Source organism: Cellulomonas sp. T2.31MG-18 (genome assembly GCF_964266755.1).
In the GTDB taxonomy this organism is placed as follows: domain Bacteria; phylum Actinomycetota; class Actinomycetes; order Actinomycetales; family Cellulomonadaceae; genus Cellulomonas.
Window position 1 is genome coordinate 1,437,512 of the sequence record NZ_CAXWGW010000001.1, and the last position, 25,883, is coordinate 1,463,394.

Genomic DNA, 25,883 nt, shown 5'->3' on the forward strand with positions numbered 1-25,883 from the left:
GGGCGCACATTCGTTGACCAATCTGTTCGTGCATGAACATACTGGGGGTCGTGAGCGCCGGTGCAGGGGCCAACGAGGGGGCGTCCGTGCGCGCCCTCGGGCTGGACCTCGGCACCACCAACACGAAGGCGGCCCTGGTGGTTGTGCGCGACGGCGCCGTGCGCGTGGTGGCCACGGCGTGGGCTGCCACACCGGCCCCCGCCGCGTTGGAGCCGGTGCTCGCCGCGCTGGTGCGCGAGGTGCTGCGTGACGGTGCGGCGCCGGATGCGGTCGGCATCTCCTCCATGGCGGAGACCGGCGTGCCGCTCGACGGCGACGACCGACCGCTCGGCGACTGGCTGCGCTGGGACGGCCACCGTGCCGAGGTCCAGGCGCGCCGCCTCGCCGAGCGGCTCGGCGCGCAGGAGCTGGCGGCCGCCACCGGCGTGCGGCCGTCGGCGAAGGTGCCCCTGGCGACGTGGGCGTGGCTGCGCGAGCACGAGCCGGACCGCTGGTCGGCGATGGTGCGGTGGGCCGGGGTCGCGGACCTGGCGTGCCTGGTGCTGACCGGGACCCTGGCGACGGACCACACGCTGGCGGGACGCACCCAGGCGTACCGGCTCCCCGAGGGCAGCGGGCCGCTGCCGGTCGGCTTCGACCCGGAGCTGCTCGCCGAGGTGGGGCTGCGCCCGGACCGGCTGCCGCACGTCGTGGCCCCGGGCGCGGTGGCCGGCCACGTCCGGTCCGCGGCCCTGGTCGCGGCCGGGCTGCGGCCAGGCACCCCGGTGGTGGTCGCGGGGCACGACCACGCGGTCGGTGCCTACGGCGCCGGCGTGCGGCGTCCCGGTCAGCGCGTCGACTCCGTCGGGACCTCCGAGGCGGTGATCACCGTGCTCGGGGGGCCGCTGGAGCCCGGCCTGCGACGGGCGGCGTCCCGGGCGGGGATGAGCGTGGTGGTCACACCGTCCGGCCGGGACCAGGCGCTGCTCGCGGGGTCGTCGAGCGCGGGGGCCGCCCTGCGGTGGTGGAGCGAGACCACCGGGCTGCCGCTGGACGAGCTGCCCGGCCTCGTCGACGCCGCGGGTCCCGGGCCGACGGGGGTCCTGGTCCTGCCGTACGTCTCGGGCCGTCAGACGCCGGAGCCCGACCCGTCCGCCCGCCTGGAGGTGCTCGGCGAGCGCCGTCCGGCGGCGAGGTTCGCCAAGGCCGTCCTCGAGGGCGTCTGCCTGCACGCCCGCTGGATGACCGCCGAGCAGGAGCGCCTCGCCGCACGAGCGGGCGGACCGGCGTGGAGGCCCGGCGCGATCACGGCGCTCGGCGCGCCGCTGGTGCGCAACCCGGCGTGGGCGCGGGTCGCCGCCGAGGTCGCGGAGGTGCCCCTGCAGCTCACCGACTGCCCCGAACCGGTGGCCGTCGGGGCCGCGCTGCTCGCCGCCGAGCGCGTCGGGCTCGGCTCGGCCCAGCTGTCCGCCGTCGCCGCGCCCGGCCGGCCCGACCCGCGCTACGACGCGGTCGCCGCACGCTTCGTCGCCGCCGCCACCGGGGCCCCCGGCGTGCTCGCCGCGGCGACCGCCGCCACACCTGCCCCCGTGGGCGCCCCGCAGGGTGCGCTCACCCGTCCTCGGAAGGACCCAGCATGACCGCAGCCGCCTCCGCACCCACCCTCGACGCGATCGCCCGGCCGTCCGGCGGCCTGGCCATGGTGGCCATGGACCAGCGCGAGAGCCTCAGCACGATGTTCGACCAGGCGGGTGCCGGGCGGCCGGACCGCGACGCGATCGTCCGGTTCAAGCTCGACGTCGCCCGCGCGCTCGCGCCGCTGGCGTCCGGGTTCCTCATCGACCGGCACTACGGCTTCGAGGACATGCGCGCCGGAGGCCTGCTGCCGCCCGGCTGCGGGCTGATCCTCGCGGCGGACGCCCTGGAGCAGGAGGAGGGCGGACCGGTCGAGGAGACCTCGCTCGACCGGGTGGTGCTCGACGAGACCGACCTCGGCGGCGTGGCGGCGCTCAAGCTCCTGGTGATCTGGCGCCGCGACGCGCACCGGGAGCAGCGGGTGGCGCTCGCGGAGCGGTTCGTGGCGGCCGCACGCGAGCGCGGGCTGCTGTCCGTGCTCGAGCCCGTGGTCCGGGCGACGCCCGCCGAGCAGCGGGACGGCAGCTGGGACCTCGACGCGGCGATCCGGGAGGCGGCCTCGGAGCTGTCGCCGCTGGGACCCAGCCTCTACAAGGCGCAGGTGCCCAGTGCGGGCGTGGGCTCGCCGGAGGAGCTGCAGCACCTCTCGGAGCTGCTCGGCGCCCGGATCCAGGGGCCGTGGGTGGTGCTCTCCCAGGGCGTCGACCGGGACAGCTTCCTGGCGGCGGTCACCGCCGCGTGCCGCGGGGGTGCGAGCGGGTTCCTGGCCGGCCGCGCGCTGTGGAGCGACGTCGTCGGGCGACCGGACGTGCCGGCCGCGCTGGCCGCCGTGTCGGTGCCCCGCCTGGAACGGCTGGTGGAGGTCGTCGACGCCGAGGCGCGCCCGTGGCGGCAGGCATGACCGCGGGCCTCGTCGGGCTGCTGCACACCGTGCCCGGGCTGGTGCCGACGTTCGACGGGCTGCTGGACGACGCGCGCCCCGGGCTGCGCCGGGTGCACGTCGCCGACGCCTGGCTGCTGAGCACGGCCGTGGCCGTCGGCGCCACCGACGAGGTGCGACGCGCCGTCCTCGCGCACGTCCGGCACCTGGTGGACGTCGGGGCCGGGGCGGTGCTGGTGACGTGCTCGTCGATCGGTGAGGTGGCGGACGAGGTGGACGGCCTGGTCGACGTGCCGGTGGTCCGGGTCGACGCCGCGATGGCCGACGAGGCGGTGGCCCGTGCGGCCGGCGGCAGCGGCAGCGTCACGGTGCTGGCGACCCTCGCCTCGACGCTCGGACCGACGGCGCGGCTCGTGGAGCGCAGCGCCCGGGCGGCGGGTCGCCAGCTCGCGGTCGAGGCGACCGTCGTGGAGGGCGCGTTCGACGCGCGGAGCGCCCGCGACCTGGGACGGCACGACGAGCTGGTGGCGCAGGCCGCGCGCGCGGCGGCCGCCCGGGCGGACGTCGTGGTGCTGGCGCAGGCGTCGATGGCCGGGGCGGCGGCAGGCGCGGCGCCCGGCGTCCCCGTGCTGAGCTCGCCGACCAGCGGTGTCCGGCGGTTCCTCGAGGTCGTCGACGGGAGGCTGCCCTGATGGCCGGGGAGCCCGAGACGGCCGGGGCAGCCGAGCCGACCGCCGGGGGGACCGGGACAGCCGGGGAAGCCGGGCGGGTGCTGGCGGGCGTGCACCTGCTGGCCTACACCGACCGGCTCGGCGGTGACCTGGCCGGCATGCGCCGGCTGCTGACCACGGGTCCGCTCGACCGCTTCTCCGGCGTCCACCTCCTGCCGTTCTTCACGCCGTTCGACGGCGACGACGCCGGCTTCGACCCCGTGGACCACGGCACCGTCGACCCGCGCCTTGGCACGTGGGCCGACGTCCGCGCGCTCGCGGACGACGGGCTGGTGCTCACCGCCGACCTGATCGTCAACCACGTGTCGGCCCGTTCCCGGGAGTTCACCGACTGGCTGGCGCACGGCACCGCCTCGCCGTGGGACGGCATGTTCCTCACCTACGACCGGGTGTTCCCGCACGGCGGGACAGAGGCGGACATCACCCGGATCTACCGACCGCGGGGCGGCCTGCCGTTCACGCCGTACCAGCAGGCGGACGGCACCCGCCGGCTCGTGTGGACCACCTTCCTGCCCAGCCAGGTGGACCTCGACGTCGACCACCCGGTCGCCCGCGAGTACCTGCGCCGCATCATGCGGACCCTGGCCGCTGCGGGCGTGCGCATCGTGCGGCTCGACGCCGTCGGCTACGCCGTCAAGACCCCCGGTACCGACAGCTTCGTCACGCCCGAGACGCTGCGGTTCGTCCGCGAGGCCGTCGCGATGGCGCACGAGGAGGGCCTCGTGGTGCTCGTCGAGGTGCACGCGCACGTGTCCCAGCAGCAGGCGGTCGCCGAGCTGGTCGACCTGGTGTACGACTTCGCGCTGCCGCCGCTGCTGCTGCACGCGATGGGCACGGGCCGGATCGGTCCGCTGGTCGAGTGGCTCGAGGTGCGGCCCCGGAACACCATCACGGTGCTGGACACGCACGACGGGATCGGCGTGGTCGACGCCGGGCCGGGGGCGGGCCGGCCGGGTCTGCTCGACGAGGAGGAGATGGCGGCCCTGTTCGCCGGCGCCGCCGAGCTCACGGGCGGCGCGTCCGACCGGATGTCCCAGCGCGTCGCCTGGACGCGGGTGCCGCACCAGATCGCGTCGACGTTCCTCAGCGTCCTCGGCGGCGACGCGACCGCCCTGGTGCTGGCGCGGGCGGTCCAGCTGTTCCTGCCGGGCCTCCCGCAGGTGTACTACGTGGGGCTGCTCGGGGGTCTCAACGACGTGCCGCAGTACGAGCGGACCGGGCAGGGCCGCGAGGCCAACCGGCATCGCTACACGGCCGAGGAGCTGCGTGACGCCCTGACCACGGAGGTCGCCCGCGCCCAGCTCGCGCTCGTCGCTCTGCGCACCGAGCACCCGGCCTTCGCCGGCGAGCACTCGGTCGAGGTGCTCGACGAGCACCGGATCGTGCTGCACTGGACGGCGGGCGAGCACCGGGTCCGGCTCATCGCGGACTTCACGCCCGGCCGGCGGCAGCTGCGGGTGGCGGCGACCACGCCCGAGGGAACGGTGGAGGCCACCTCCGTCGCGGAGCTGGCCGCGTGGGACGCGGTGGCGGCGTGGCGCTGAACGACCCGGCGGCGAGCAGGCTCGGCGAGGTGCTCACCGGTGCCGTGCTCGACCTCGGCGGTCCTGGGTGGTGGCTGCGCGAGGCGCTGGGGGAGACGTGGCGCTGGTACGTGGACGCGCCGCTCGGGCCGGTCCGCAACAGCGTCCCCGACCCGGCGGCCGGTGTCTCGGTCGGCCCGGGCGCCGCGCCCGGCTGGTGGCCGGCGACCGTCCCCGGCACGGTGGTCACCGACCTGTGGCGGTGCGGCGAGCTGTCCGACCCCTACCGGGCCCGGCAGTCCCGCGACTGCGAGTGGACCGGTACCCGCTCGTGGGTGCTGCGTCGGCAGGTCGACCTCGCCGACCTGCCGAGCGGCTGCACGCGGGTGCTCGAGGTGGACGGGGTGGACCCGCAGGCCGAGGTGCTGTGGGACGGCGAGGTGCTGGGCCGCACGCAGACCCTGTACCGGCAGGCCCGGTTCGCGCTGACCGGTGCGGCCGCGGGGGCCGGCCCCCACCGGCTCGCCCTGGTGATCGCCCCGGTGCCCCCCGGGCAGCCGCAGGTGGGTCGAACCGAGCTGGTGGGCCGGCACGCTCCCCGGCTGAACGAGGGCTGGGACTTCTCCCCACGGTTCCCGCACCAGGGCGCCTGGAAGTCGGTGCGCGTGGTCACCGCCCGCACCCACCTCGCCCAGGTGCAGGTGCAGGCGCGGCTGGCGCCCGACGGGCCGGACGGCCTGGTCACGGCCGTGCTGCGGCTGGACCCCGGCCACCGGGGCACCCGCGTCGGGCTCGAGGTGGTCGCGACGGACGGTGGGGTGGTGGCGTCGGCGGCCGCCGACGTGGGTGACGGCGACGACACGGCGACGGTCGCCGTCACCGTTCCGCAGCCCCGGCACTGGCTCCCGCAGCGGCTGGGCACCCCGACCACGTACCGCGTGCGGCTGCGGGTGGACGACGACGTCGAGCCACGCTGGGAGGGGCTGACCGGGTTCCGGGACGCGCGCCTGGTCCAGGCGCCGGGCGCGCCCGCGGGGTCGCTGCCGTACCGGCTGGAGGTGGACGGCCGGCCGGTTCCGGGCGTCGGCTGGAACTGGGCGCCGGTCGACGCGCAGCACGGTGCCGTGCCGCCCGCCCGAGTGCGGCACCTGGTGGACCTGGCGGCGCGGTCGGGCGCGGCCGTGCTGCGCGTCTGGGGCGGCGGCCTGGTGGAGACCGAGGCGTTCTACGAGGCGTGCGACGAGGCCGGGCTGCTCGTCTGGCAGGAGTTCTCCCTGTCGAGCTCGGGGCTGCAGAGCGCGCCGAGCACCGACGCCGAGTACCTCGAGCTGCTGCGGCGGGACGCCGAGGAGCTGGTGCCGCGGCGCACGCACCACCCGAGCCTGCTGGTGTGGGCCGGCGGGAACGAGCTGGACGACGACGGCGGCCCGCTGACGGACGACCGCTCACCGGCGCTGGCGACGCTGCACGAGGTGGTCGCCCGCCTCGACCCCGGCCGGAGCTGGCTGCCGACCTCGCCGTCCGGCCCCGTGTTCCACTACCGACCGGGCCAGGGCGGCGCGCGACCCGAGGACCATCACGACGTGCACGGCCCCTGGGAGCACCAGGGCCTGCGCGAGCAGCACCGGCTCTACGACTCCGCGACCGCGCTGGCGCACACCGAGTTCGGCGTGGAGGGCATGGCGAACCGGCGCCTGCTCGAGCACCTGGTGCCGCCGTCGGACCGCTGGCCGGCCGACCGCAGCAACCCGGTGTACCGGCACCTGGGTGACTGGTGGGACAACGCCCCGCTGGTCGCGCGCAGCTTCGGCGACCGGCTCACGGACCTCGATCAGCTGCGGCGGGCCAGCCAGCTGCTGCAGGCGACCGGGCTGGCGTACGCCGTCGAGGCGGACCGCCGCCGCTGGCCGCGCTGCTCCCTGGTGCTGCCGTGGCAGCTGGCCGAGTCCTACCCGAACGCCTGGTGCACCAGCAGCGTGGACCACCGCGGCGACCCGAAGCCGGCCTTCCATGCCGTGACCAGGGCCTTCGCCGCGGAGCGGGTGACCGTGCAGGCCCCCACGTCCGTGCTGGGCGGGGACCCCGCGCTGGACGCCGAGCTGTGGCTGTGGTCCGGCGTCGGACGCCCGGCCGGCTCGGTGGTCACCGCCCGCCTGCGGACCCTGGCGGGCGACGTGCTGGGCGAGCGACGGTGGACCGTCGGGCACGCCGTGGGCGACCCCGTGCCGGTCGGGGCGCTCCAGGTCCCGGCGGACGGGCTGCCGCCCGACGCCATGCTCCTGTGGGAGGCGCTGTGGGAGGGGCCTGACGGGGACCTCGTCGACCACGAGCTGGTGCTCACCTCGACGGCGTCGACCTGGGCGCCCCTCCTGGACCTCGCGCCCTCCGCCGTCGAGGTGACGGCGGTCCCGCACGACGACCAGGTGCTGGTGCACGTGGTCCACCGGAGCGGCCCGGCCGTGGTCGGTCTGACCCTGGCGGACGACCGTCCGTTCGAGGCGCCCGGCTGGGCGGTGCCGTCCGGCGACCCGCGGCCGCTGCTGCCGGGGACCGCACGGACCTACCGCGTCGACTGGGTCGACGCCCCGCCCGAGGGGCGCGCGCTGCGGCTCGAGTCCTGGAACGCACCGCCCGTACGCATCGACCTGGAGAGGACCCCGCGCACATGAGCACGACGTTCCCCGACGGCTTCCTGTGGGGCGCCGCCACCTCCGCCTACCAGACGGAGGGCAGCCTGACCGCCGACGGCCGCGGCCGGTCGGTGTGGGACGACTTCACCGCCCGGCCCGGTGCCGTCGAGGGCGGCGGCGACGGCTCGATCGCGTGCGACTCCTACCGCAGGTGGGCCGACGACGTGCAGCTGGTCGCCGACCTGCACCTGGGCGCGTACCGGTTCTCCGTGGGCTGGTCGCGCGTGCTGCCGACCGGCCGCGGTCCGGTGGAGCAGCGCGGCCTGGACCACTACGAGCGGCTGGTCGACGCGCTCCTCGAGCGCGGCGCGACCCCGGTGGTCACGCTCAACCACTGGGACATGCCGTCCGAGCTGATGCGCGACGGCGGTTGGGCGGGCCGGTCCACCGTCGACGCGTTCGGCGAGTACGCGTCCGCGGTCGCGGACCGCCTCGCGGACCGTGTCACGTGGTGGATCACCCAGAACGAGCCGTGGATCGTCTCGCTGCTCGGCTACCAGCTCGGCCTGCACGCGCCGGGGGTCGCCGACCTGGACGCCGCGTTCCGGGCGGCCCACCACGTGCTGCTCGGCCACGGTCGGGCGGCGGACGTGCTGCACGCCGCCTCGGGGCGGGCACAGGTGGGCGCCGCGCTGAGCCTGTTCCCGTGCGACCCGGCGACGGACGCCCCCGAGGACCGGGCGGCGGCGTGGGGCTCCGACGGGTACGTCAACCGGTGGTACCTCGACGCCCTGCTCGGCCAGGGGTACCCCGCCGACATGCGCGCGCACTGGGAGCGGGCGCTGGGCCACGGCGTGGACGACGTGGTGCGGGAGGGCGACGAGCCCGCGATCGCCGGCCGGAGCGACTTCGTCGGCGTCAACTACTACACGCGGCGCGTCGTCGCGGCCGCCCCGGTCGGTCCCGACCGGGCGTTCCCCTGGCGCGTGGTCACTGCGACCGACGACAACCCGCGCAGCGACGAGGGCTGGGAGATCGTGCCCGACGCCCTGCGCGACCTGCTGGTGCGCATCGAGCGCGAGTACGGGGTGCCGTCGATGGTGACGGAGAACGGGGGCGTGTTCGGCGACGGCCCCACCCACGACGGCCGCGTGCACGACGTGCGTCGCACCGAGCTGCTCCTCGGGCACCTGCGGGCGGTGCACCACGCGATCGGGGCCGGGGCGCGGGTGCTCGGGTACCTGCACTGGTCCCTGCTGGACAACTTCGAGTGGGCGCTGGGCTACCGGCCGCGGTTCGGCCTGGTGCACGTCGACTACCCGACCGGCCGGCGGACGGTGAAGGACTCCGGCCTGCTCTACGCCGAGATAGCGAGGACCGGCACGCTGCCGGACCGGCTCCCGGCGATCACCCCCTTCGGCTGACCTCGACCCACCACGGAGACGTCCCATGCAGCTGATCAACGGACCGGGTACGCACACCGTCGCGGCGCGCGACTACGTGCTGCAGGTCCGATCCGCCCCGCCCGAGGCGATCCTCGCCGAGCCCGACGGCCGCATCTGGGCGCGGCTCAGCCTGCTCGCGTCGGTGGACCGGGTCGACGTGCCGGACGAGTCGGTGGACGTCGGCGCGCCCGTCGTCCGGACCCTCGCGGACGACGGCGCGACGCCGACGCACGACGGGTTCGTGGTCGAGGTGCGGCTCACCACCGACAGCACCGCGTGGGACCACCGCACCACCGTGCTGCGCTGCTTCGAGGACCGGGTCGAGGTCACGGTGCATGTCGAGGGCCAGGGCCGGGTGTCCACCGTGCGGCTGCTCGGCGGGCGCGCCGCACTGAGGTCCGGTGCCTGCGGCTCCTTCCGCTCCGGCATCGAGTTCGCCTCGGTCTACGTGCCCACTCCCACCGAACCGGTCGACGTCGTCCGGCCGGCGCACGCGCCGGCGACGCTCGGGGTGCTCGGCGACGCCCTCCCGGGGCGGCTGCACGGCGTGTTCTCGCCGCCGCCCCTGTGCCTGGCGCTCGGGCGGAGCCTCGCCGACGGTGCGACCGACGTGCCGGCGGGCCCGTGGCTGTCGCTCGCCGTGCTGGCGCCGGTCTCCGCTCTCCGGTTCACCGAGCTGCGCTACCAGCCGTCGGACGGCGGCTTCCACCTCGAGCTGGACTACGACGGGCACACCGTCGTCCAGCAGGAGCTCACCACCCCCACCCTGGTCCTGCGGCCCGTGCCCGACCCGTGGTCGGCTCTGGCCCGCTACCGCGACGACCTCGTCTCCCGCGACTTCGCCCCGGCGGCCGGCCCGGCACCGGCGGACTGGTGGGCCGAGCCGATCTTCTGCGGCTGGGGTGCGCAGTGCGCCCGTGCGCCGCTGCCGGGCGACCCCCTGACCCATCCGCTCTTCCTCGCCGACCTGCCGTCGGCGGTGGTGCCCGATGGGCTGCCGGTCGCAGCGGACCTCGCCCGGCAGGACGTGTACGACGAGCTCCTGGACCACCTCGCCGCCCACGACGTGGTGCCGGGCACGGTGGTGGTCGACGACCGCTGGCAGGCGGCGTACGGCAGCGCGGAGCCGGACCCGCAGCGGTGGCCGGACCTGCGCGGCTGGATCCGCGCCCGGCACGAGCGGCACCAGCGGGTGCTGCTGTGGTGGAAGGCGTGGGACGCGGACGGCCTGCCGGCCGACTGGTGCGTGCGGGACGTGACCGGCCACGCGGTGGCGGCGGACCCGGGCAACCCGGCCTACCTGGAGGGCGTGCGCCGCATCGTCGGGCGGCTGCTCGGCCCCGACGGCCTGGACGCGGACGGGTTCAAGGTGGACTTCACCCAGCGCAGCCCCGCCGGCACCGGTCTGGTGCCCCACCGTGAGCCCGACGGCGGGGCGACCACGTGGGGCGTCGCCGGGCTGCACGCGCTGCTCGAGGCGCTGTACCGGGCCGCCAAGGAGGTGAAGCCGGACGCGCTCGTCGTGACGCACACGCCGCACCCCTCGTTCGGGGACGTGTGCGACATGGTGCGGCTCAACGACGTGCTGGAGCGGGACGTGGCCGGCAGGCCGGTTCCCGTCGCCGACCAGCTGCGCTTCCGGCACGCCGTGGCGACGGCGTCCCTGCCGCACCACCTGGTGGACACCGACCAGTGGCCGATGCCGGACCGGGCCCAGTGGCGCAGCTACGTCGCGGCGCAGGCGGCCTTCGGCGTGCCGGCGCTGTACTACGCGGAGCGCATCGACAGGACGCAGGAGCCGCTGCGCGACGACGACCTGGCGCTGGTCGCGGCGACCTGGCGCACCTATCGCGCGCAGCGGACCGCGCTCGTGGGGTCGCAGCCTGCAGGCGTGCCGTGACGGTCCGCTCGGCCGACGTCGTCGTCTGGGGGGCCACCTCGGCGGGGGTGTGCGCGGCCGTCGCCGCCGCGGAGGCCGGTGCGCAGGTGCTGCTGCCCGAGCCGGGTATGCACCTCGGCGGGATGACGTCCGGCGGCCTGGGCTACACGGACGTGGGCGACCCGCGGGTGGTCGGAGGTCTCGCGGGACGCTTCCGCCGGGCGGTCGCCGACCGCTACGGCGTCGGCGTCGGCACCTGGGCCGGCCCCGAGCCACGGGTGGCGGAGGCGATCTTCCTCGACTGGCTGGAGAGCGCCGGCGTCGAGCTGGTGACGGGCGCGGCCCTCGGCGGCGTCGACGCGGCGGACGGTCGCATCTGCGCGCTGCGGCTGGCCGACGGCACCACGGTGTCCGCGCCCGTGTTCGTCGACGCCGGGTACGAGGGGGACGTGCTGGCCGGTGCGGGGGTGCCGTACGCCGTCGGACGCGAGAGCCGGGCGCTGCACGGCGAGCGCTGGGCGGGACGCCAGGAGATCCGTCCCGGCCGGCACTCGATGCCGGACTGGGTGTCACCGTTCCGGGACGACCCGTCCGGCCTGGACGACGGGCCGCTGCTGGACCAGCTCCGGCCCGGACCGCTCGCGCCGGTGGGGTCGGGCGACGGCGGCGTGATGGCCTACGGCTACCGCGTCTGCCTGACCACCGCGCCGGACCGCATCCCGTTCCGCCGCCGGGCCGGGTACCAGGACGCCCACTGGGAGCTGGGTCGCCGGCTCTTCGACCGGTGGGCGCGGTGCCACGTCGAGCCGCGGGCCGGCGACCTGCTCGGCCTGGAGCCGAACCTCCCGGGCGGCAAGTGCGACGCCAACTCGCTGGGCCCCTTCTCGCTCAACGTGCTGGACGGCTCCGCATGGGAGTACCCGGACGCCGGGCCCGACCGCCGCGAGGAGCTGCGCCTGCACCACCTGCATCATGCCGAGGACCTGCTCTGGTTCCTGGCCAACGACCCGGCGGTGCCCGCGGGCGTCCGCACGGAGCTGGCGCGCTGGGGACTGCCGCCCGACGAGTTCACGGACTCCGGCCATCTGCCCCACCAGCTGTACGTGCGGGAGGGCCGCCGGATGACCGGCGAGGTCGTGCTCACCGAGCACGACCTGCTGGGCACCCGGCGCTGGTGCGACGTCGTGGCCATGGGCTCGTACCACCTCGACGTGCGGGAGGTGCAGCGGACGTGGCAGTGGGAGCCGGAGCATCCCCGGCCCGTCGCCACGGTGGTCAACGAGGGCTACTTCTCGGTGCCCGTGCCGCCCTACCCGATCCCGTACCGCGCGATCGTCCCGCGCTTCGAGGACTGCGCCAACCTGCTGGTCCCCGTGTGCGTCTCCGCGTCGCAGGTCGCGTTCAGCTCGATCCGCATGGAGGTGCAGTACCAGATGCTCGGCCACGCGGCGGGCCTCGCGGCCGCGACGGCCGCCGCCTCCGGCCGGTCCGTCCAGGCGGTCGACGTCGTCGCCCTGCAGGCGCGGCTGTGCGACGAGGGGCAGGTGCTCAGCCTGTGAGCGCGGGCCGGTGGCCGCGGTGCGGCCGACCGGGTGAGGTCCGTGCCACCAGGCGCCGCGTCCGTTGTCCTGCTTCTCTGGGATCGTTACCATGACGCGGGTGATCAGCCCGGTCGTCGAGGTCCACCCCGGCGTGTTCCGTCTTCGCGACACCTGCAACGTCTACGTCGTCCTGTCGGCGGAGCCCCGACCCGGCGGGGAGCGGACCGCGGTCGCCGTCGACTTCGGTTCCGGCGCCGTCCTCGACCATCTCGCCGAGATGGGCGTGGACCGGCTGACGGACGTGCTGATGACGCACCACCACCGCGACCAGGGCCAGGGTCTGCCGCGGGCGGTCGCCGCCGGCGTGCGGATCCACGTGCCGCCGGTCGAGCGGGACCTGTTCGACCGGGTCGACGAGATGTGGCGCACCCGGCAGCTCTACAACGACTACAACCTCCGCCAGGACCGGTTCTCCCTGCTCGAGCCCGTCCCCGTGGCCGGCGTGGTGCCGGAGTACCGCTCCGCCGACTACGGCGGGGTGCGCGTCGAGACGTACCCGACGCCCGGCCACACCACCGGGTCCGTCACGTACGTCGTGGACCGCGACGGCCGTCGGCTCGCCTTCACCGGTGACCTGGTCTACGCGCCGGGCAAGGTGTGGTCGCTGGCCGCGACCCAGTGGTCGTACACCGAGAACGAGGGTCCGGCGATGACGGTGCTGAGCTGCTACGCGCTCATGCGCCTGCAGCTGGACGAGCTCCTGCCGTCCCACGGCGAGGCGATGGCGGACCCCCAGGAGGCCCTCGGCCTGCTGGCCACCCGGATGCGCGCCTACGTCGACTCGCGGCGGCCGTACCCGTGGGACCTGCAGACCCGCATGTCCGAGCCCTACGTGCTGGTGACCGAGCACCTGCTGCTCAACCGCACCAGCAACGCCTGCAGCTACGTGCTGCTGTCGGCCAGCGGGGCGGCGCTGCTGATCGACTACGGCTACGACATGACCACGGGCCTGCCGCCCGGTGGCGACCGCGCGGCGCGGCGCCCGTGGCTCGCGTCCCTGCCGGCCCTGCGCGAGCAGTACGGCGTGACGGCGATCGAGGTGGCCCTGCCCACCCACTACCACGACGACCACGTCGCCGGCCTGAACCTGCTGCGCGAGGTCGAGGGCACGCAGGTGTGGGCGCCGTCGAACGTAGCCCCGGTGCTCGAGGCCCCGATGGTGCACGACCTGCCGTGCCAGTGGTGGGACCCGATCCGGGTGGACCGCGTGCTGCCGGTCGGTGGCACGTTCACGTGGCGCGAGTACGAGATCACGGTGCACGAGCTCCCGGGCCACACCCTCTACGCCGCGGCGTTCGAGCTGGTGGTCGACGGGGTGAAGGTGCTGGTCACCGGCGACCAGCAGGAGGGTCTCGGCATCCCGGGGCATCGCCGCGAGGTCCTCAACTACCAGTACCGCAACCTGTTCCGGATCGAGGACTACCGCGCCAGCGCCGCGCTCTACCGCCGGGTTGCTCCCGGCGTGATGGTGAGCGGGCACTGGGAGCCGCGCTGGGTCGACCAGGCGTACCTCGACATGCTCACGGAGGAGGGCGAGGAGCTGGTCCGCCTGCACCACGAGCTGCTGCCGCTCGACGAGCTCGACCTGGGCGCCGACAGCGTGCTGGTCCACCTGACGCCGTACCTCTCGGCGGTCGCAGCCGGTGCCACCTGCGAGCTGACCGCGACGGTGCGCAACCCGCTCCCGCAGGCGGCCGAGGCAGCGGTCCGGCTGGTGGTGCCCGACGGGTGGTCCGTGTCGCAGCCCGACGAGCGCCACGTCAGCCTGGACCCCTCCGCCTCCGGGGCGGTGACCTGGCAGGTGCGCGTCGGTGCGCCGCAGACCCGGGCCCGGGTGGCTGCCGACGTGCGGGTCGGCGACCTGATGCTCGGGCAGCAGGCGGAGGCGATCGTCGACGTCCTCCCGTTTGACGCGCCGGGAACCCGTCCCTAGCCTTGTGGGATCGTTGTCACATCGACACCACACACACCGGTCGCGGAGCCGCGGCAGCGGCGGAGCAGGGACGGAGGCCACGTGCCCCTCACCAGCGCGGGACCGGCCTCTCCGGACCACTCGGACGGTGCGGGCCCGGCCGTGCTGGCGCTCGACATCGGCGGCACCAAGCTCGCCGTGGGAGTCGTGACGCCCGACGGGTCGGTGCACGGTCTGCTGATCGAGCCGACGCGGCGCGAGACCGGTCCGTCGGCCGTGCTGGCGCACCTGTTCGACATGGGCCGGCGCTCGATGGCGCAGGCAGGGCTCGGCCCCGTCCGCGCCGTCGGCATCTCCTGCGGCGGTCCGCTCGACCCCGCCTCCGGGGTGCTGCTCAGCCCCCCGCACCTGCCGGGCTGGCTGGGGGTGCCGGTGGGTGACCTGGCGACCGCCGAGTTCGGCGTCCCGGCGATGCTGGAGAACGACGCGACGGCCGCGGCGCTGGGCGAGTTCCGCTACGGCGCAGGGAGGGGCACGACGACGATGCTCTACCTGACGGTCTCGACCGGCGTCGGCGGCGGCGCGGTCATCGACGGTCGGCTGCACCACGGAGCCGCCGGGAACGGCGGCGAGTTCGGTCACCTGACCCTGCAGCGCGGTGGCCGGCTCTGCTCCTGCGGACGTCGGGGCTGCGTCGAGGCCTACGTCTCCGGGACCTCGATCGCCGAGCGCGCTGCCGAGCGGCTCTCCCGGCCTGGCCCGTCGTCGCTGCGGAGCCTGCCGGCGGTGACCGCGGCGGACGTCGCGGCCGCGGCCGCCGCGCGGGACCGGCTCGCCACGGAGGTCTGGGACGAGACGGTGGACCTGCTCGGCTGCGCCGTCACCGACCTGGTCAACGTGTTCGAGCCGGACCTCGTGGTGCTCGGCGGCGGCGTGACGCGGTCCGGCGCCCTGCTGCTGGAGCCGGTGCGCGACGTGGTGGCCCGGGAGGCGATGCCGCCCGCGGCGCAGGCCGCCCGCGTCGAGCTCGCCGCGCTCGGGGACGTCGTCTGCGTGGTCGGTGCGGCCGCGGTCGCCTTCGACGGGCTCGAGGAGCTGTCCCATGTCTGACCTGCTGACCGACCAGCTCCAGGACCACGTCGCCGCGGCCACCGCCCTGGTGGGCCTGGCCGACCAGGTGCACGTCGTGGCCGATCTGCTGTGCGCGACCTTCGCCCGCGGGGGGTTCCTCTACGCGTTCGGCAACGGCGGCAGCGCCGCCGACGCCCAGCACCTGGTCGGCGAGCTCGTGGGCCACTACAAGCGGGACCGCCGTCCGCTCCCGGCCGTCACGCTGTCCACGGACCCGAGCAGCATGACCTGCATCGCCAACGACTACGCGTTCGACGAGGTGTTCTCCCGCCAGGTGGAGGCCCTCGCCCGGCCGGGCGACCTGGTCGTCGGCTTCACCACCAGCGGGCGGTCGCCGAACGTCGTCCGGGCCCTCGCCACCGGGCGCGACCGCGGGGCGACCACGCTGCTGTTCGCCGGCGGCGACGGCGGCCCGGCCGCGGCCCTCGCCGACCACGTGCTGCTGGCACCGTCGCACGAGACCCCCAGGATCCAGGAGATGCACACCGTGATGCTGCACGTGATCTCCGAGGTGGCGGACAGCTGGGCCGCCGGCTCGGGGGCGTCCCGATGAGCCGCGCTCCCCGTGCCGACCGGCGGAGCCCGGAGGCGCCCGTCGCGAACGCCGCCTTCGGCCGGCAGCCGGCGCCGCCCCGCCCGGTGCGGCCCCTCGCCGCCCCGGCGCGCACCCTGCACATGGTGGGCAACGCGCACCTCGACCCGGTGTGGCTGTGGCCGTGGCAGGAGGGCTACCAGGAGGCGCGGGCCACGTTCTGGTCGGCGATCCACCGGATGGACGAGTACCCGGACTTCGTCTTCACCTGCGACCAGGTGGTGCTGCTGTCCTGGGTGGAGGAGTCGGACCCTGAACTCTTCGAGCGGATCCGCCGCAGGGTCGCCGAGGGGCGCTGGCAGATGGTCGGCGGCTGGTGGGTGGAGCCGGACTGCAACCTGCCGATGGGGGAGTCGTTCGTCCGGCAGGGGCTGTACGGCCAGCGGTACCTGAAGGAGAAGCTCGGGGTGATCGCGACGGTCGGCATGAACGCCGACCCCTTCGGGCACAACGGGATGCTCCCGCAGATCCTGCGCGGGCAGGGGATGGACTCCTACTGCTTCCTGCGGCCCGGCCCGCACGAGAACTCGCTCGACGCGACCGCGTTCTGGTGGGAGTCGCCCGACGGCTCCCGGGTGCTCGGCTACCGGATCCCCTTCGAGTACTGCAGCGCCCCCGGCGACGTCGCCGGCCAGGCGGACAAGGCGCTCGGCACGCTCGACCGCGACCTGGGCGACGTGATGGTGTTCTACGGCGTGGGCAACCACGGCGGGGGTCCCACCCGCGCCAACATCGACTCGATCCACCGGTACGACCGGATGGGGACGTTCGGAGCCATGACGATGTCGTCGCCGCGGCGCTACTTCGACGAGCTCGCCGCCCGGATCGGGGCCGACGGCCTCGAGGACCTGCCGGTGTGGCGGACCGACCTGCAGCTGCACGCGGCCGGCTGCTACTCGGCGCACTCCGGCATCAAGCTGTGGCAGCGGCGGGCGCAGGCGGCGGTGCTCAACGCCGAGCGCTGGGCGGCGGTCGGTGCGCTGGCGTTCGGGCTGGACTACCCGCGCGAGGACCTGGGCCGGGCGTGGAAGCAGATCCTGTTCAACCAGTTCCACGACGTGCTGCCGGGATCGGCGATCGAGCCGGCCTACGAGGACGCGCGCGACCAGCTGGGCGAGGCGGTCGCGATCTCCAAGCGGATCATCACCCGCACGCACAACGTCATCGCGCGGCAGGTGGAGATCCCGCTCGAGGACGGCACGCAGCCGGTGCTCGTGTTCAACCCCCACCCGTGGCGGGTGGTCACGGCGGTGGAGCTCCAGTACGGCTCGCAGCCGCAGGGCATCCACGTGGTTGACGGCGACGGCGGGCTGGTGCTCTCGCAGCGCGTGCAGTCCGTGGCGACGACCAACGACCAGGGCCGGCACGCGACCGTCCTCGAGGCGGACGTGCCGCCGCTCGGCTTCCGGCTCTACCGCCTGCGCCCCGGCGCCGCACCCTGGGGCGCGGTCCGCACCGGCCGTCCCCCCGGCGTGCTGCGAGCGAGCGAGACCGTCCTGGAGAACGACCTGCTGCGGGTCGAGGTCGACCCTGGCACCGGCTGGCTCACCTCGCTCCTCGACAAGCGCTCGGGGGTCGACCTGCTGGCCGGCGCCGCCGGCCCGCACACCCAGGTGTGCCAGGACCCGACCGACACGTGGGGCCACCACGTCGTCTCCTACGCCTGGCCCGGCGACGAGATGCGCACCGTCCGGGTGCTGCTCCGGGAGAGCGGCCCCCTGCGCGCAAGGCTGCGGGTGGAGCGCGAGTGGGGCAGGTCCACGATGGTCGAGGAGCTGGTGCTCGGCCACGCGGACGACTACCTCGAGGTCCAGGTGACGATCGACTGGCGCGAGCAGGCGCACCTGCTGAAGACGCGGTTCCCGGTGGGCATCACCGACCCGACGGCCACCTACGAGATCCCGTTCGGCTCGACCACCCGACCGGTCGACGCCGGTGAGCACCCGGGTCAGTCGTGGGTCGACGTCACCGGGGAGGTGCAGGGCCGCCGTGCCGGCCTGGCGGTGGTGAACGACGCCAAGCACGGGTACGACGTGTCGCCCGCCTCCGCCGAGGCGTCCGCCAGCATCGGCATCACGGCGCTGCGCAGCCCCGTGTACTCGTGGCACGACCCCCGCGCCCTCGACCCCGACGGCATCTACTCGTTCCAGGACCAGGGCATCCAGCGGTTCCGCTACCGCCTGGTGCCGCACGACGGCGACTGGCGCACCGCGGGCCTGAGCCGCCGTGCCGCCGAGCTGGGCTCGCCGGTGCGGGCGATGCTGGAGAGCTTCCACCCCGGCCCGCTGCCGGACCGGCAGAGCTACGCGTCCGACGGCGGCGGTGCCGTCATGGTGACCGCGGTCAAGGGCAGCGAGGACGTCCCGGACGGTGCCGCGGCGGACCTCGTGGTCCGCGCGGTCGAGACGACCGGCTCCCCGACCCGCGCCCGCATCGAGCTCCCCCTGGTCGGCCGGGTGGTGGAGGCCGACTTGGGCCCGAGCCAGATCCGCACCTTCCGCCTGCCGGCCGACGGCGGTCCGATGGTCGAGGTCGACCTCGTCGAGTGGCCGCTGGCGGAGACCCCCGCTGCGCCGGCGGACGTCCTGCCGCTCGCGCCGGCCGTCGAGGGCGTCGAGTCGACCGGACCGACGCCGGACGACTCGGACGCGCCGAACCCGGCCGAGCTCGAGGCGCGGGACGCGGAAGGACGCGACGGGTCGTGACCTCCGAGGATCCGGTGCTGACCCTGCGGGCGCCGGACGGCGGCGTGGTCGGCGAGGTCGCCGCCGTCGCCGAGCTGGTGGTGCCCGACGGCCGGACGGTCCCCGTGCCGCCCGTGCGGGTGACGTCCGACGGCGGGTCCGCGGTGCACGCCACCGGCTCGGCGCTCGGCCTGGAGGTGTCCGCACGCTGGTCGGCGCCCTCGTCGACCGGCCGCCGGGAGGTGCGGGTCGACGTCCGGTGCACCGGGACGCAGCCCGTGGACGCGTGCCTGCGCATCGCCGTCGACCTGCCGACCGACCCGGAGCCGCCCTGGTGGCTGGTGCCCGGGGTGTTCTACGGCGAGAACCGGCCGGCGGGCTGCGCCCGGCTGTTCCCCCGGTTCGCGCCGGCGTCGCTGGACCTGCAGGAGATGGTGAGCGACCGCTGGGCGTTCCGCGCCGACCGGGCGTCGACGCCGGCGGTCCTGGCCTGGACCAGCGGCGGCGGCGTGGCGCTGGTCGCCGCGGAGCTGAGCGACGTCGGCATGACGGGCGTCGGCTTCGCGCACGACGCGCGCGCGGGCGCGGGCCGTGTGCACCTGACGTTCCCGTTCCGCGAGGAGCCGCTGAGCTACGACGGGTCCGCCACACCGCGCACCGCGGAGCTGAGCACGTTCCGGTGGGAGCCGGGCGCCCGGACCACCGTCACGTTCGCCGCGTACGGGCTGTCCGCGGACCGGCACGGCTACGCCGCCGTGCTCGCCGAGCAGCACCGGCACAACCGTCGGCTGGCCCGCCTGCGGCCCTGGTCGGGGATCGGGGAGAGCGCGGCGATCGCCGCCGAGGGGCTCTGGCGCTGGCACTACGACCCCGACCCGGGCGTGCTCCTGGAGACCGCGGCGTTCGACCGGGGGATCAGCGGGGCCGACGGCGCGAGCCTCGACCGGCCGGCGATGCACGTCGGCTGGGTCAGCGGGATCCCGTGGGCCTACGCGCTGCTGGTGCACGGCCGGCGGGCGGTCGACCAGCCGTACACCGCGGCGGCCCTGCGGGTGATCGACCACATCTGCGCCGAGCTGTCGCCGTCGGGGACGTTCTGGGGCGTCTGGTACCGCGGGCTCGGCTGGTCGCAGAGCTGGTCGCCGGTCCAGGGCGCGCTGCACTCGCGCACGCTCGCGGAGGCCACCCAGTTCCTGGTCCGGGCGTTGGAGCTGGGCGACGACCTCCGTGAGCGCTCCTCCTGGGTGCGCGCCGTGCGGTCGAACCTCGACGCGGTGGTGGCGCGGCAGCGCGGCGACGGGAACCTCGGCAGCGCGCACCACGCCGTGAACGGCTCCGTGCTGTCCTGGGAGGGGGCGGCCGGGCTCGCGTGGGTCGGGGCGCTCGCGGAGGCGGGCCGGTGGGACGGTGCCGACGGCGCGGACGGTGCCTACCTGCGGGCCTCCGAGCGGGCGGGCGAGTACTACGCGCAGTTCGTCGAGGAGGAGTTCCTCAACGGCGCGCCGGAGGACGTGGACCTCGCGCCGAGCTCGGAGGACGGCTACGTCGCGGTGATGGCGTACATGGCCCTGCACCGGCGCACGGGTGATGCGCGGTGGCTGCGGCTGGCCCGGCGCGCCGCGGACTGGACGCTGACGTTCCGGTACACCTACGACGTCACGTTCCCGCCGGGCACGCTGCTCGAGCGCTACGACTTCGGCACGCGCGGTGCGGACAACGCCTCGCCGTCCAACCAGCACCTGCACTCCTACGGCCTCGTCTGCAGCGCCGAGCTCGCGGAGCTGTCCCGCGCGCTCGGGGACCCGTTGTACGTCGAGCGCGCCCGGGAGACCCTCGCGTGCTTCCGTCAGCTGGTGCCGCGGTTCGACGGCGAGGTGAATGCGTACCGCGGGATGGTGACCGAGCGCTACTACCAGACCGCCTGCTTCCAGCCGAAGGGCATGGTGCTCACGCTGTCGCACGCGTGGAGCGTCGGCGTGCTGCTGCTCGCCTGCGAGCAGGCGCTGCTCGACCCCGACCTGGCGGAGCAGCCCTTCTGACCCCGGCTCAGCGCACCGCAGCACCACCGAGCAGGAACGCGACGGCCGCGTCGACCAGCGCCAGCCCCGCGGGTGCCGTCAACCACGGCGCGAGACCGTCCGGCCCGAGGTACGTCGTGACGCGGTCGGCCGGCGCCGTGCCGCCGTCCGTCAGCCGGGCGCCCTGCGGGTGGTGCACCAGCACCGGTCGGTGCTCCTCCTCCGCCACCGCGACAACCACGGCATCGGGTCCGGGCTCCGTCCATCGCGCCATGGCGGGGCCCTCATGCACCACCACCCGCCCGCTGCGACCGTCCGCCAGCGCGTGGTCGGGAGCGACGATGGTGACCGCGGTCTCCCGGTGCACCACACCGGTCCGGACCGCCAGGCCCGCGGTGACCGGGTGGGCCGCCGCCAGCAGCGGGTGGGGCAGGGCCGCCGCAGCCGCCACCTCGTCGGGGCCCGCGCCGGGCAGGACGACGACGAGCCGCGGGTCACCGCAGCCGTCCGGCGCGCGCCGCACACGCAGCCCGTGGCGGTGCAGCAGCGCCTCGATCTGCTCTTCTCCGGCGGTCGGCCGCCTACCGGTCACCAGGAGCGCCCACGGCTCGTCGGTCACCGGGTCGTCGCCGGCGGCGGGCAGCAGCGCGCGGACCAGCGGGGGGACCAGGCCGCGCAGCACGTTCGGGTAGTGGCGCTCGGCACGGTCCAGCGCGTCGCGCGCCCGGGCCTCGAGCGGACGTCGGGCGTCGCCGGGGACGCGCCCCAGGGTGGCGAGCAGCAGGTCGGCGGCGGCGCAGCCGGCGGCGCCCATCGCGGCACCCGCGTGCGACCAGGGCCTCAGCTCCTCCGCGAGCCGGCCCTGCCCCGGCGGCATCTGGGCCAGCGCCGCCATCCGCTCGCGCCAGCGGAGCGTCGCCGCGTGCGCCGCCGCCCGGTCAGGGCCGAGCATGCGCTCGGCGAGCGCCGTCAGCTCCTCGTCGCCCGCGACGTCCGGCGGCCAGGTGCTGCACGCCCTGACCAGAGGGCGCAGCGCGTCCGCGTCCGGGCCGGCCACCGCCGCCAGCGCGCGCTCCGCCGCGGCGTCCGGGTCGTAGCCGTCCGGGTTCCACGCGTACTCGGCCACCGTGGCGAGCGCGAGCCGTGACGCGACGGCCGACGCCATCGGGTTGGCGTGCAGCCCGACGAGGCCGTGGGCGGCTCCGCTCGACCGCCCGACGAGCGGCCCCAGGAACGCCCGGGAGGGGTCGAAGTCGTTGACCGGGAAGTTGTCCCAGAGCAGCAGGGGGCGGTCGAACGCGGCTGCTGCCGCGGTCACTTCGGGCTCCGAGACGGAGCCGACGACGATGTCGGAACCCGTCCACCACACCGGCGAGGTCTCGGGGAGCGTGGTCGCCAGGCCCGTCCGGTACGCGCTCACCTGGGTACCGGCGTAGTCGGTGGGCACCATCGGCAGCGGCTCGTGGACGCCGCGCGGGGCGAGGAAGCCCTCGGCGAAGGCGCGGCACACCGCGCCGTGCCGCGCGCCGAGCCACTCCGTCGGCCGCTCCAGCGGCAGCCTGTCGGCCGTCAGCTCGGCCGGGAGGTCGTCGAACAGCAGGGCGAAGTGCCGCACGCCGGCGTCCCACAGCTGGGCCGCCTTGCGGTGCAGCACCTCCTGGTCGGCGGGGTCGTCGAGCCGCATCGTCAGGCCGGGGGCGATCCCGTAGACGAACCGCACACCGTTCCGCTCCGCCTCCTCGGCGAGCTCCGCGAGCAGCGCCAGGCGGTCGTCCGGGTACGGCTCGCGCCAGAGCGCCCGGTGGTAGGGGTCGTCCTTCGGTGCGTACACGTAGGAGTTCAGCCCGTGCTCGGCGGAGAAGCGCAGGTGGTCCAGCCGGTCCTGGTGGGACCACGGCGGACCGTAGAACCCCTCGACCACGCCCCGGTGGGCCAGCGCGAGCACCTGGTGGGGACGGTCGGCGACGGGTCGCTCGGATCTCTCGGGCACGACGTGCACTCCGCTGGTCGGTCGGTGTGAGAACGTCACCACGTTAGTGCGTTGAGATCAGCGTGGGGCATTGCGCCGCTCGGGTTGACCGCAGCAAAGCGCCATGATTTCGTGCTGGTTACGATCCCAGAGTCGAGCGATGACGACGGGGTTCTCCACGTCCGTCGCCCACGGGAGTCGTCACCATGCACCGGGCCGTGCAGTCCCTCACCATGCGGATCGAGCGCATCCTCCTCGAACGCCTCGTCCCCGCGGTCTACGGCGACCGCGAGCCCGTCGAGGTGGCCGCCCTGCACCTCCCGGGCGAGCCGGTGCCGGCGGCGGAGGCCCTCGGTGCGCAGTACGAGCCGTTCGCCGTCGGCGACCGCTGGGGACCGCCCTGGTCGACGACGTGGTTCCGGTTCCGCGGCCAGGTCCCGGACCGGATGCGCGGCCGGCGGGTGGAGCTGCTCGTCGACCTCGGCTTCGAGCGGTCCGGGCCGGGATTCCGCTCGGAGGGCCTGGCGTACACGCCCGACGGCCGGCCGCTGAAGGGCATCGAGCCCCGCACCGCCTACGTGCCGGTCGCGCGTGACGCCGAGGGCGGCGAGCCGGTGGACGTCTACGTCGAGGCCGCCGCGAACCCCCGGTTCACCGGCGTGGTCACCGCGCTAGGCGACCCGCGGACGGCGCCCCGCGAGCCGCTCTACCGGCTGGACCAGGCCGAGCTCGCCGTGCTCGAGGAGGACGTCTGGCACCTGGTGCTCGACCTGCAGGTGCTGCACCAGCTCGCCGAGACGCTGCCGGAGTCGTCCCCGCGCCGGCAGGAGATCCGCACGGCCCTCGAGGCGGCTCTCGACGAGCTCGCCCTCGGGGACGTCGTCGCCACGGCACCGGCCGCCCGCGACCGCCTCCGCGGCGTGCTGGCTGCCAAGGCCACCGCGAGCGCGCACCGCGTCTCCGCCACCGGCCACGCGCACATCGACTCGGCGTGGCTCTGGCCCACGCGGGAGACGGTCCGCAAGTGCAGCCGGACCTTCTCCAACGTGGTCGCGCTCGCCGACGAGTACCCCGACCTGGTCTTCGCCTGCTCCTCCGCGCAGCAGTACGCCTGGATGGAGCAGCACCACCCCGCCGTCTTCGAGGGCATCCGGGCCAAGGTGGCCGCCGGTCAGTTCGTCCCGGTGGGCGGCATGTGGGTCGAGTCGGACACCAACCTGCCCGGCGGGGAGTCCCTGGTCCGCCAGTTCACCTACGGCAAGCGCTACTTCGCGGAGCGGTTCGGCGTCGAGCCGCAGGAGGTCTGGCTGCCTGACTCCTTCGGCTACACCGGGGCGCTGCCGCAGCTCGCCCGGCTCGCCGGCTTCCGCTGGTTCCTCAGCCAGAAGATGTCCTGGAACGACACCAACGTGTTCCCGCACCACACCTTCTGGTGGGAGGGCATCGACGGGACCCGCGTCTTCACGCACTTCCCCCCGGCGGACACGTACAGCGCGGAGCTGACCGGCGGCGAGCTCGCCCGGGGCGTGGCGAGGCTCGCCGAGCACGACAGGGCCACCCGGTCGCTGCTGCCGTTCGGTTATGGCGACGGGGGCGGCGGCCCGACCCGGGAGATGCTCGAGGTGGCGCACCGGGTCGCCGACCTGGAGGGCTCGCCGCGGGTCGTCGTCGAGAGCCCCCGCGCCTTCTTCGAGGGAGCCGAGCAGGAGCTCCCGGACGCGCCGGTGTGGTCCGGCGAGATGTACCTGGAGTTCCACCGCGGCACGTACACCAGCCAGGCGGCGATGAAGGAGGGCAACCGGCGCCTGGAGCACCTGCTGCGCGAGGCGGAGCTGTGGTCGGCGACGGCGGCGTCCCGGGGTCGGCTGGACTACCCGTACGACGAGCTCGACGGGATCTGGCGTGAGGCGCTGCTGCTGCAGTTCCACGACATCCTCCCGGGCAGCTCCATCGCCTGGGTGCACCAGCAGGCGCGCGAGACGTACGCCGGCCTCCTGTCGCGCACCCAGGCGCTCGTCGACGCCGCCGTGCTGGCGCTCGCCGGCACCGGCGACACCGAGCTCGTCTTCAACGCGGCGCCCCACGCGCGTGACGGCGTCCCGGCGCTCGCCGCGGGCAAGGCCGTCGCCGCGGACGCCGCACCGGTCGCGCTGACGGCCGACGACGGCGGGACGTGGCTGGACAACGGCGAGCTGCGCGTGCACGTCGCCGCTGACGGGACGTTGGACACCGTCACCGACCTGCGCGCCGGGCGCCAGGTGCTCCCGGCCGGATCCCGCGCCAACGTCCTGCAGCTGCACCCCGACCTGCCCAACCGCTTCGACGCCTGGGACATCGACGCGTTCTACCGGAACAGGTCCCGGGACCTCGACGCCGTGGACAGCCTCGAGACCCGGCAGCACGACGACGGCTCGGCGAGCGTCACCGTGGTGCGGACCATCGGGGCTTCCCGGTTCGAGCAGGTCACCCGGCTCGCACCCGGGGAGCGCGCCGTGGAGCTGCGGACGGACGTCGACTGGCAGGAGCGCGAGTCGCTGCTCAAGGTGGCGTTCCCGGTGGACGTGCACGCCGACCGGTCCACCTCGGAGGTGCAGTTCGGGCACGTGCACCGGGCCACGCACACGAACACGTCCTGGGACGCTGCGCGGTTCGAGATCCCGGCGCACCGCTGGCTGCACGTGGCGGAGCCGGGGTACGGCGTCGCCCTGGTCAACGAGCGCACGTACGGCCACGACGTGACGCGGCGCGCCCCCGGTGACGCGCACGGCGCCGGGGCCACCACCGTGCGGTTGTCGCTGCTGCGCGGCCCCCGCTACCCCGACCCGGAGACGGACCGCGGTCGGCACAGCTTCGGCTACCGACTGTTGTGCGGCGCCGGGATCCCGGACGCCGTGCGCGAGGGCTACCGGGCCAACCTGGCACCACGCCGGGTGCGCGGCGCCGGCCCGGTGCCGGCCGTGGTGAGCGTGGACACGCCCCAGGTGGTCGTCGAGGCGGTCAAGCTCGCCGACGACCGGTCGGGCGACCTGGTGGTGCGGCTGTACGAGTCGTGCGGCGGCAGGACGACCGTGCGCGTGGCGTTCGACCGACCCGGTCAGGTGTCCGTCGTCGATCTCCTTGAGCGGCACTCGGCCGAAGTGGCGGGTCTGACCAGCGCGACCACGTCCGAGCAGGGCGTGTCCCTGACCCTGAAGCCCTTCCAGGTGGTGACACTGCGCGTCCGACGCTGAACGGCGCGTTCAAGGCGTTCGTCAGGCAGGCGACCTCCAGCCCC

At 75.3% G+C, this 25,883-nt stretch carries 15 protein-coding genes; 14 read left to right on the plus strand and 1 reads right to left on the minus strand.

Going from position 1 to position 25,883, the window contains the following annotated elements:
- Nucleotides 1–50: 50 nt before the first annotated feature.
- From ACFQTY_RS06705 to ACFQTY_RS06765, 13 genes are all read left to right on the plus strand, one after another.
- The gene (locus tag ACFQTY_RS06705) at nt 51–1,619 is read left to right on the plus strand and encodes an L-fuculokinase (protein ID WP_291758951.1); all 1,569 of its coding nucleotides are present in this window, start codon (nt 51–53) and stop codon (nt 1,617–1,619) included.
- Nucleotides 1,616–2,515 (plus strand): hypothetical protein, encoded by a 900-nt coding sequence (locus tag ACFQTY_RS06710; protein ID WP_378098674.1) that lies wholly within the window; start codon nt 1,616–1,618, stop codon nt 2,513–2,515. Before ACFQTY_RS06705 ends, ACFQTY_RS06710 begins: the two co-directional genes overlap by 4 nt.
- The gene (locus tag ACFQTY_RS06715; RefSeq protein ID WP_378098676.1) at nt 2,500–3,186 is read left to right on the plus strand and encodes an aspartate/glutamate racemase family protein; all 687 of its coding nucleotides are present in this window, start codon (nt 2,500–2,502) and stop codon (nt 3,184–3,186) included. Before ACFQTY_RS06710 ends, ACFQTY_RS06715 begins: the two co-directional genes overlap by 16 nt.
- Nucleotides 3,186–4,769 (plus strand): sucrose phosphorylase, encoded by a 1,584-nt coding sequence (gene gtfA, locus ACFQTY_RS06720; protein WP_378098678.1) that lies wholly within the window; start codon nt 3,186–3,188, stop codon nt 4,767–4,769. Before ACFQTY_RS06715 ends, gtfA begins: the two co-directional genes overlap by 1 nt.
- Nucleotides 4,760–7,417: a glycoside hydrolase family 2 TIM barrel-domain containing protein gene (locus tag ACFQTY_RS06725; RefSeq protein ID WP_378098680.1), complete on the plus strand. Its 2,658-nt coding sequence runs from the start codon at nt 4,760–4,762 to the stop codon at nt 7,415–7,417. Before gtfA ends, ACFQTY_RS06725 begins: the two co-directional genes overlap by 10 nt.
- Nucleotides 7,414–8,802 carry a GH1 family beta-glucosidase gene (locus tag ACFQTY_RS06730; protein WP_378098682.1) on the plus strand — a complete coding sequence of 463 codons (1,389 nt, stop codon included), beginning with the start codon at nt 7,414–7,416 and terminating at the stop codon, nt 8,800–8,802. The genes ACFQTY_RS06725 and ACFQTY_RS06730 overlap by 4 nt, the downstream gene beginning before the upstream one ends.
- Before the next feature lie 25 nt (nt 8,803–8,827).
- A complete protein-coding gene (locus ACFQTY_RS06735) occupies nt 8,828–10,723 on the plus strand; it encodes a hypothetical protein (RefSeq protein WP_378098684.1) in 1,896 nt (631 codons plus the stop codon).
- Nucleotides 10,720–12,261, plus strand: coding sequence for an FAD-dependent oxidoreductase (locus ACFQTY_RS06740; protein WP_378098686.1), 1,542 nt, complete (start codon nt 10,720–10,722; stop codon nt 12,259–12,261). Before ACFQTY_RS06735 ends, ACFQTY_RS06740 begins: the two co-directional genes overlap by 4 nt.
- 100 nt (nt 12,262–12,361) lie before the next feature.
- A complete protein-coding gene (locus tag ACFQTY_RS06745; protein WP_378098689.1) occupies nt 12,362–14,236 on the plus strand; it encodes an MBL fold metallo-hydrolase in 1,875 nt (624 codons plus the stop codon).
- An 81-nt stretch (nt 14,237–14,317) separates the two neighbouring features.
- Nucleotides 14,318–15,325 carry an ROK family protein gene (locus ACFQTY_RS06750; protein ID WP_291758926.1) on the plus strand — a complete coding sequence of 336 codons (1,008 nt, stop codon included), beginning with the start codon at nt 14,318–14,320 and terminating at the stop codon, nt 15,323–15,325.
- Nucleotides 15,318–15,899 (plus strand): SIS domain-containing protein, encoded by a 582-nt coding sequence (locus ACFQTY_RS06755; protein WP_291758923.1) that lies wholly within the window; start codon nt 15,318–15,320, stop codon nt 15,897–15,899. The genes ACFQTY_RS06750 and ACFQTY_RS06755 overlap by 8 nt, the downstream gene beginning before the upstream one ends.
- Nucleotides 15,896–18,643 carry an alpha-mannosidase gene (locus ACFQTY_RS06760; protein ID WP_378098692.1) on the plus strand — a complete coding sequence of 916 codons (2,748 nt, stop codon included), beginning with the start codon at nt 15,896–15,898 and terminating at the stop codon, nt 18,641–18,643. Before ACFQTY_RS06755 ends, ACFQTY_RS06760 begins: the two co-directional genes overlap by 4 nt.
- On the plus strand, nt 18,640–20,661 hold the full coding sequence (locus tag ACFQTY_RS06765) for a hypothetical protein (RefSeq protein WP_378098694.1): 2,022 nt from the start codon (nt 18,640–18,642) through the stop codon (nt 20,659–20,661). The genes ACFQTY_RS06760 and ACFQTY_RS06765 overlap by 4 nt, the downstream gene beginning before the upstream one ends.
- 7 nt (nt 20,662–20,668) lie before the next feature.
- On the opposite strand, the gene ACFQTY_RS06770 is transcribed toward ACFQTY_RS06765, so the two are convergent.
- Nucleotides 20,669–22,630 (minus strand): protein O-GlcNAcase, encoded by a 1,962-nt coding sequence (locus ACFQTY_RS06770; protein ID WP_378098696.1) that lies wholly within the window; start codon nt 22,628–22,630, stop codon nt 20,669–20,671.
- 197 nt (nt 22,631–22,827) lie between these two features.
- Between ACFQTY_RS06770 and ACFQTY_RS06775 the strand changes: the two genes are divergently transcribed.
- Nucleotides 22,828–25,839, plus strand: coding sequence for an alpha-mannosidase (locus tag ACFQTY_RS06775; protein WP_378098698.1), 3,012 nt, complete (start codon nt 22,828–22,830; stop codon nt 25,837–25,839).
- Nucleotides 25,840–25,883 lie beyond the last annotated feature (44 nt).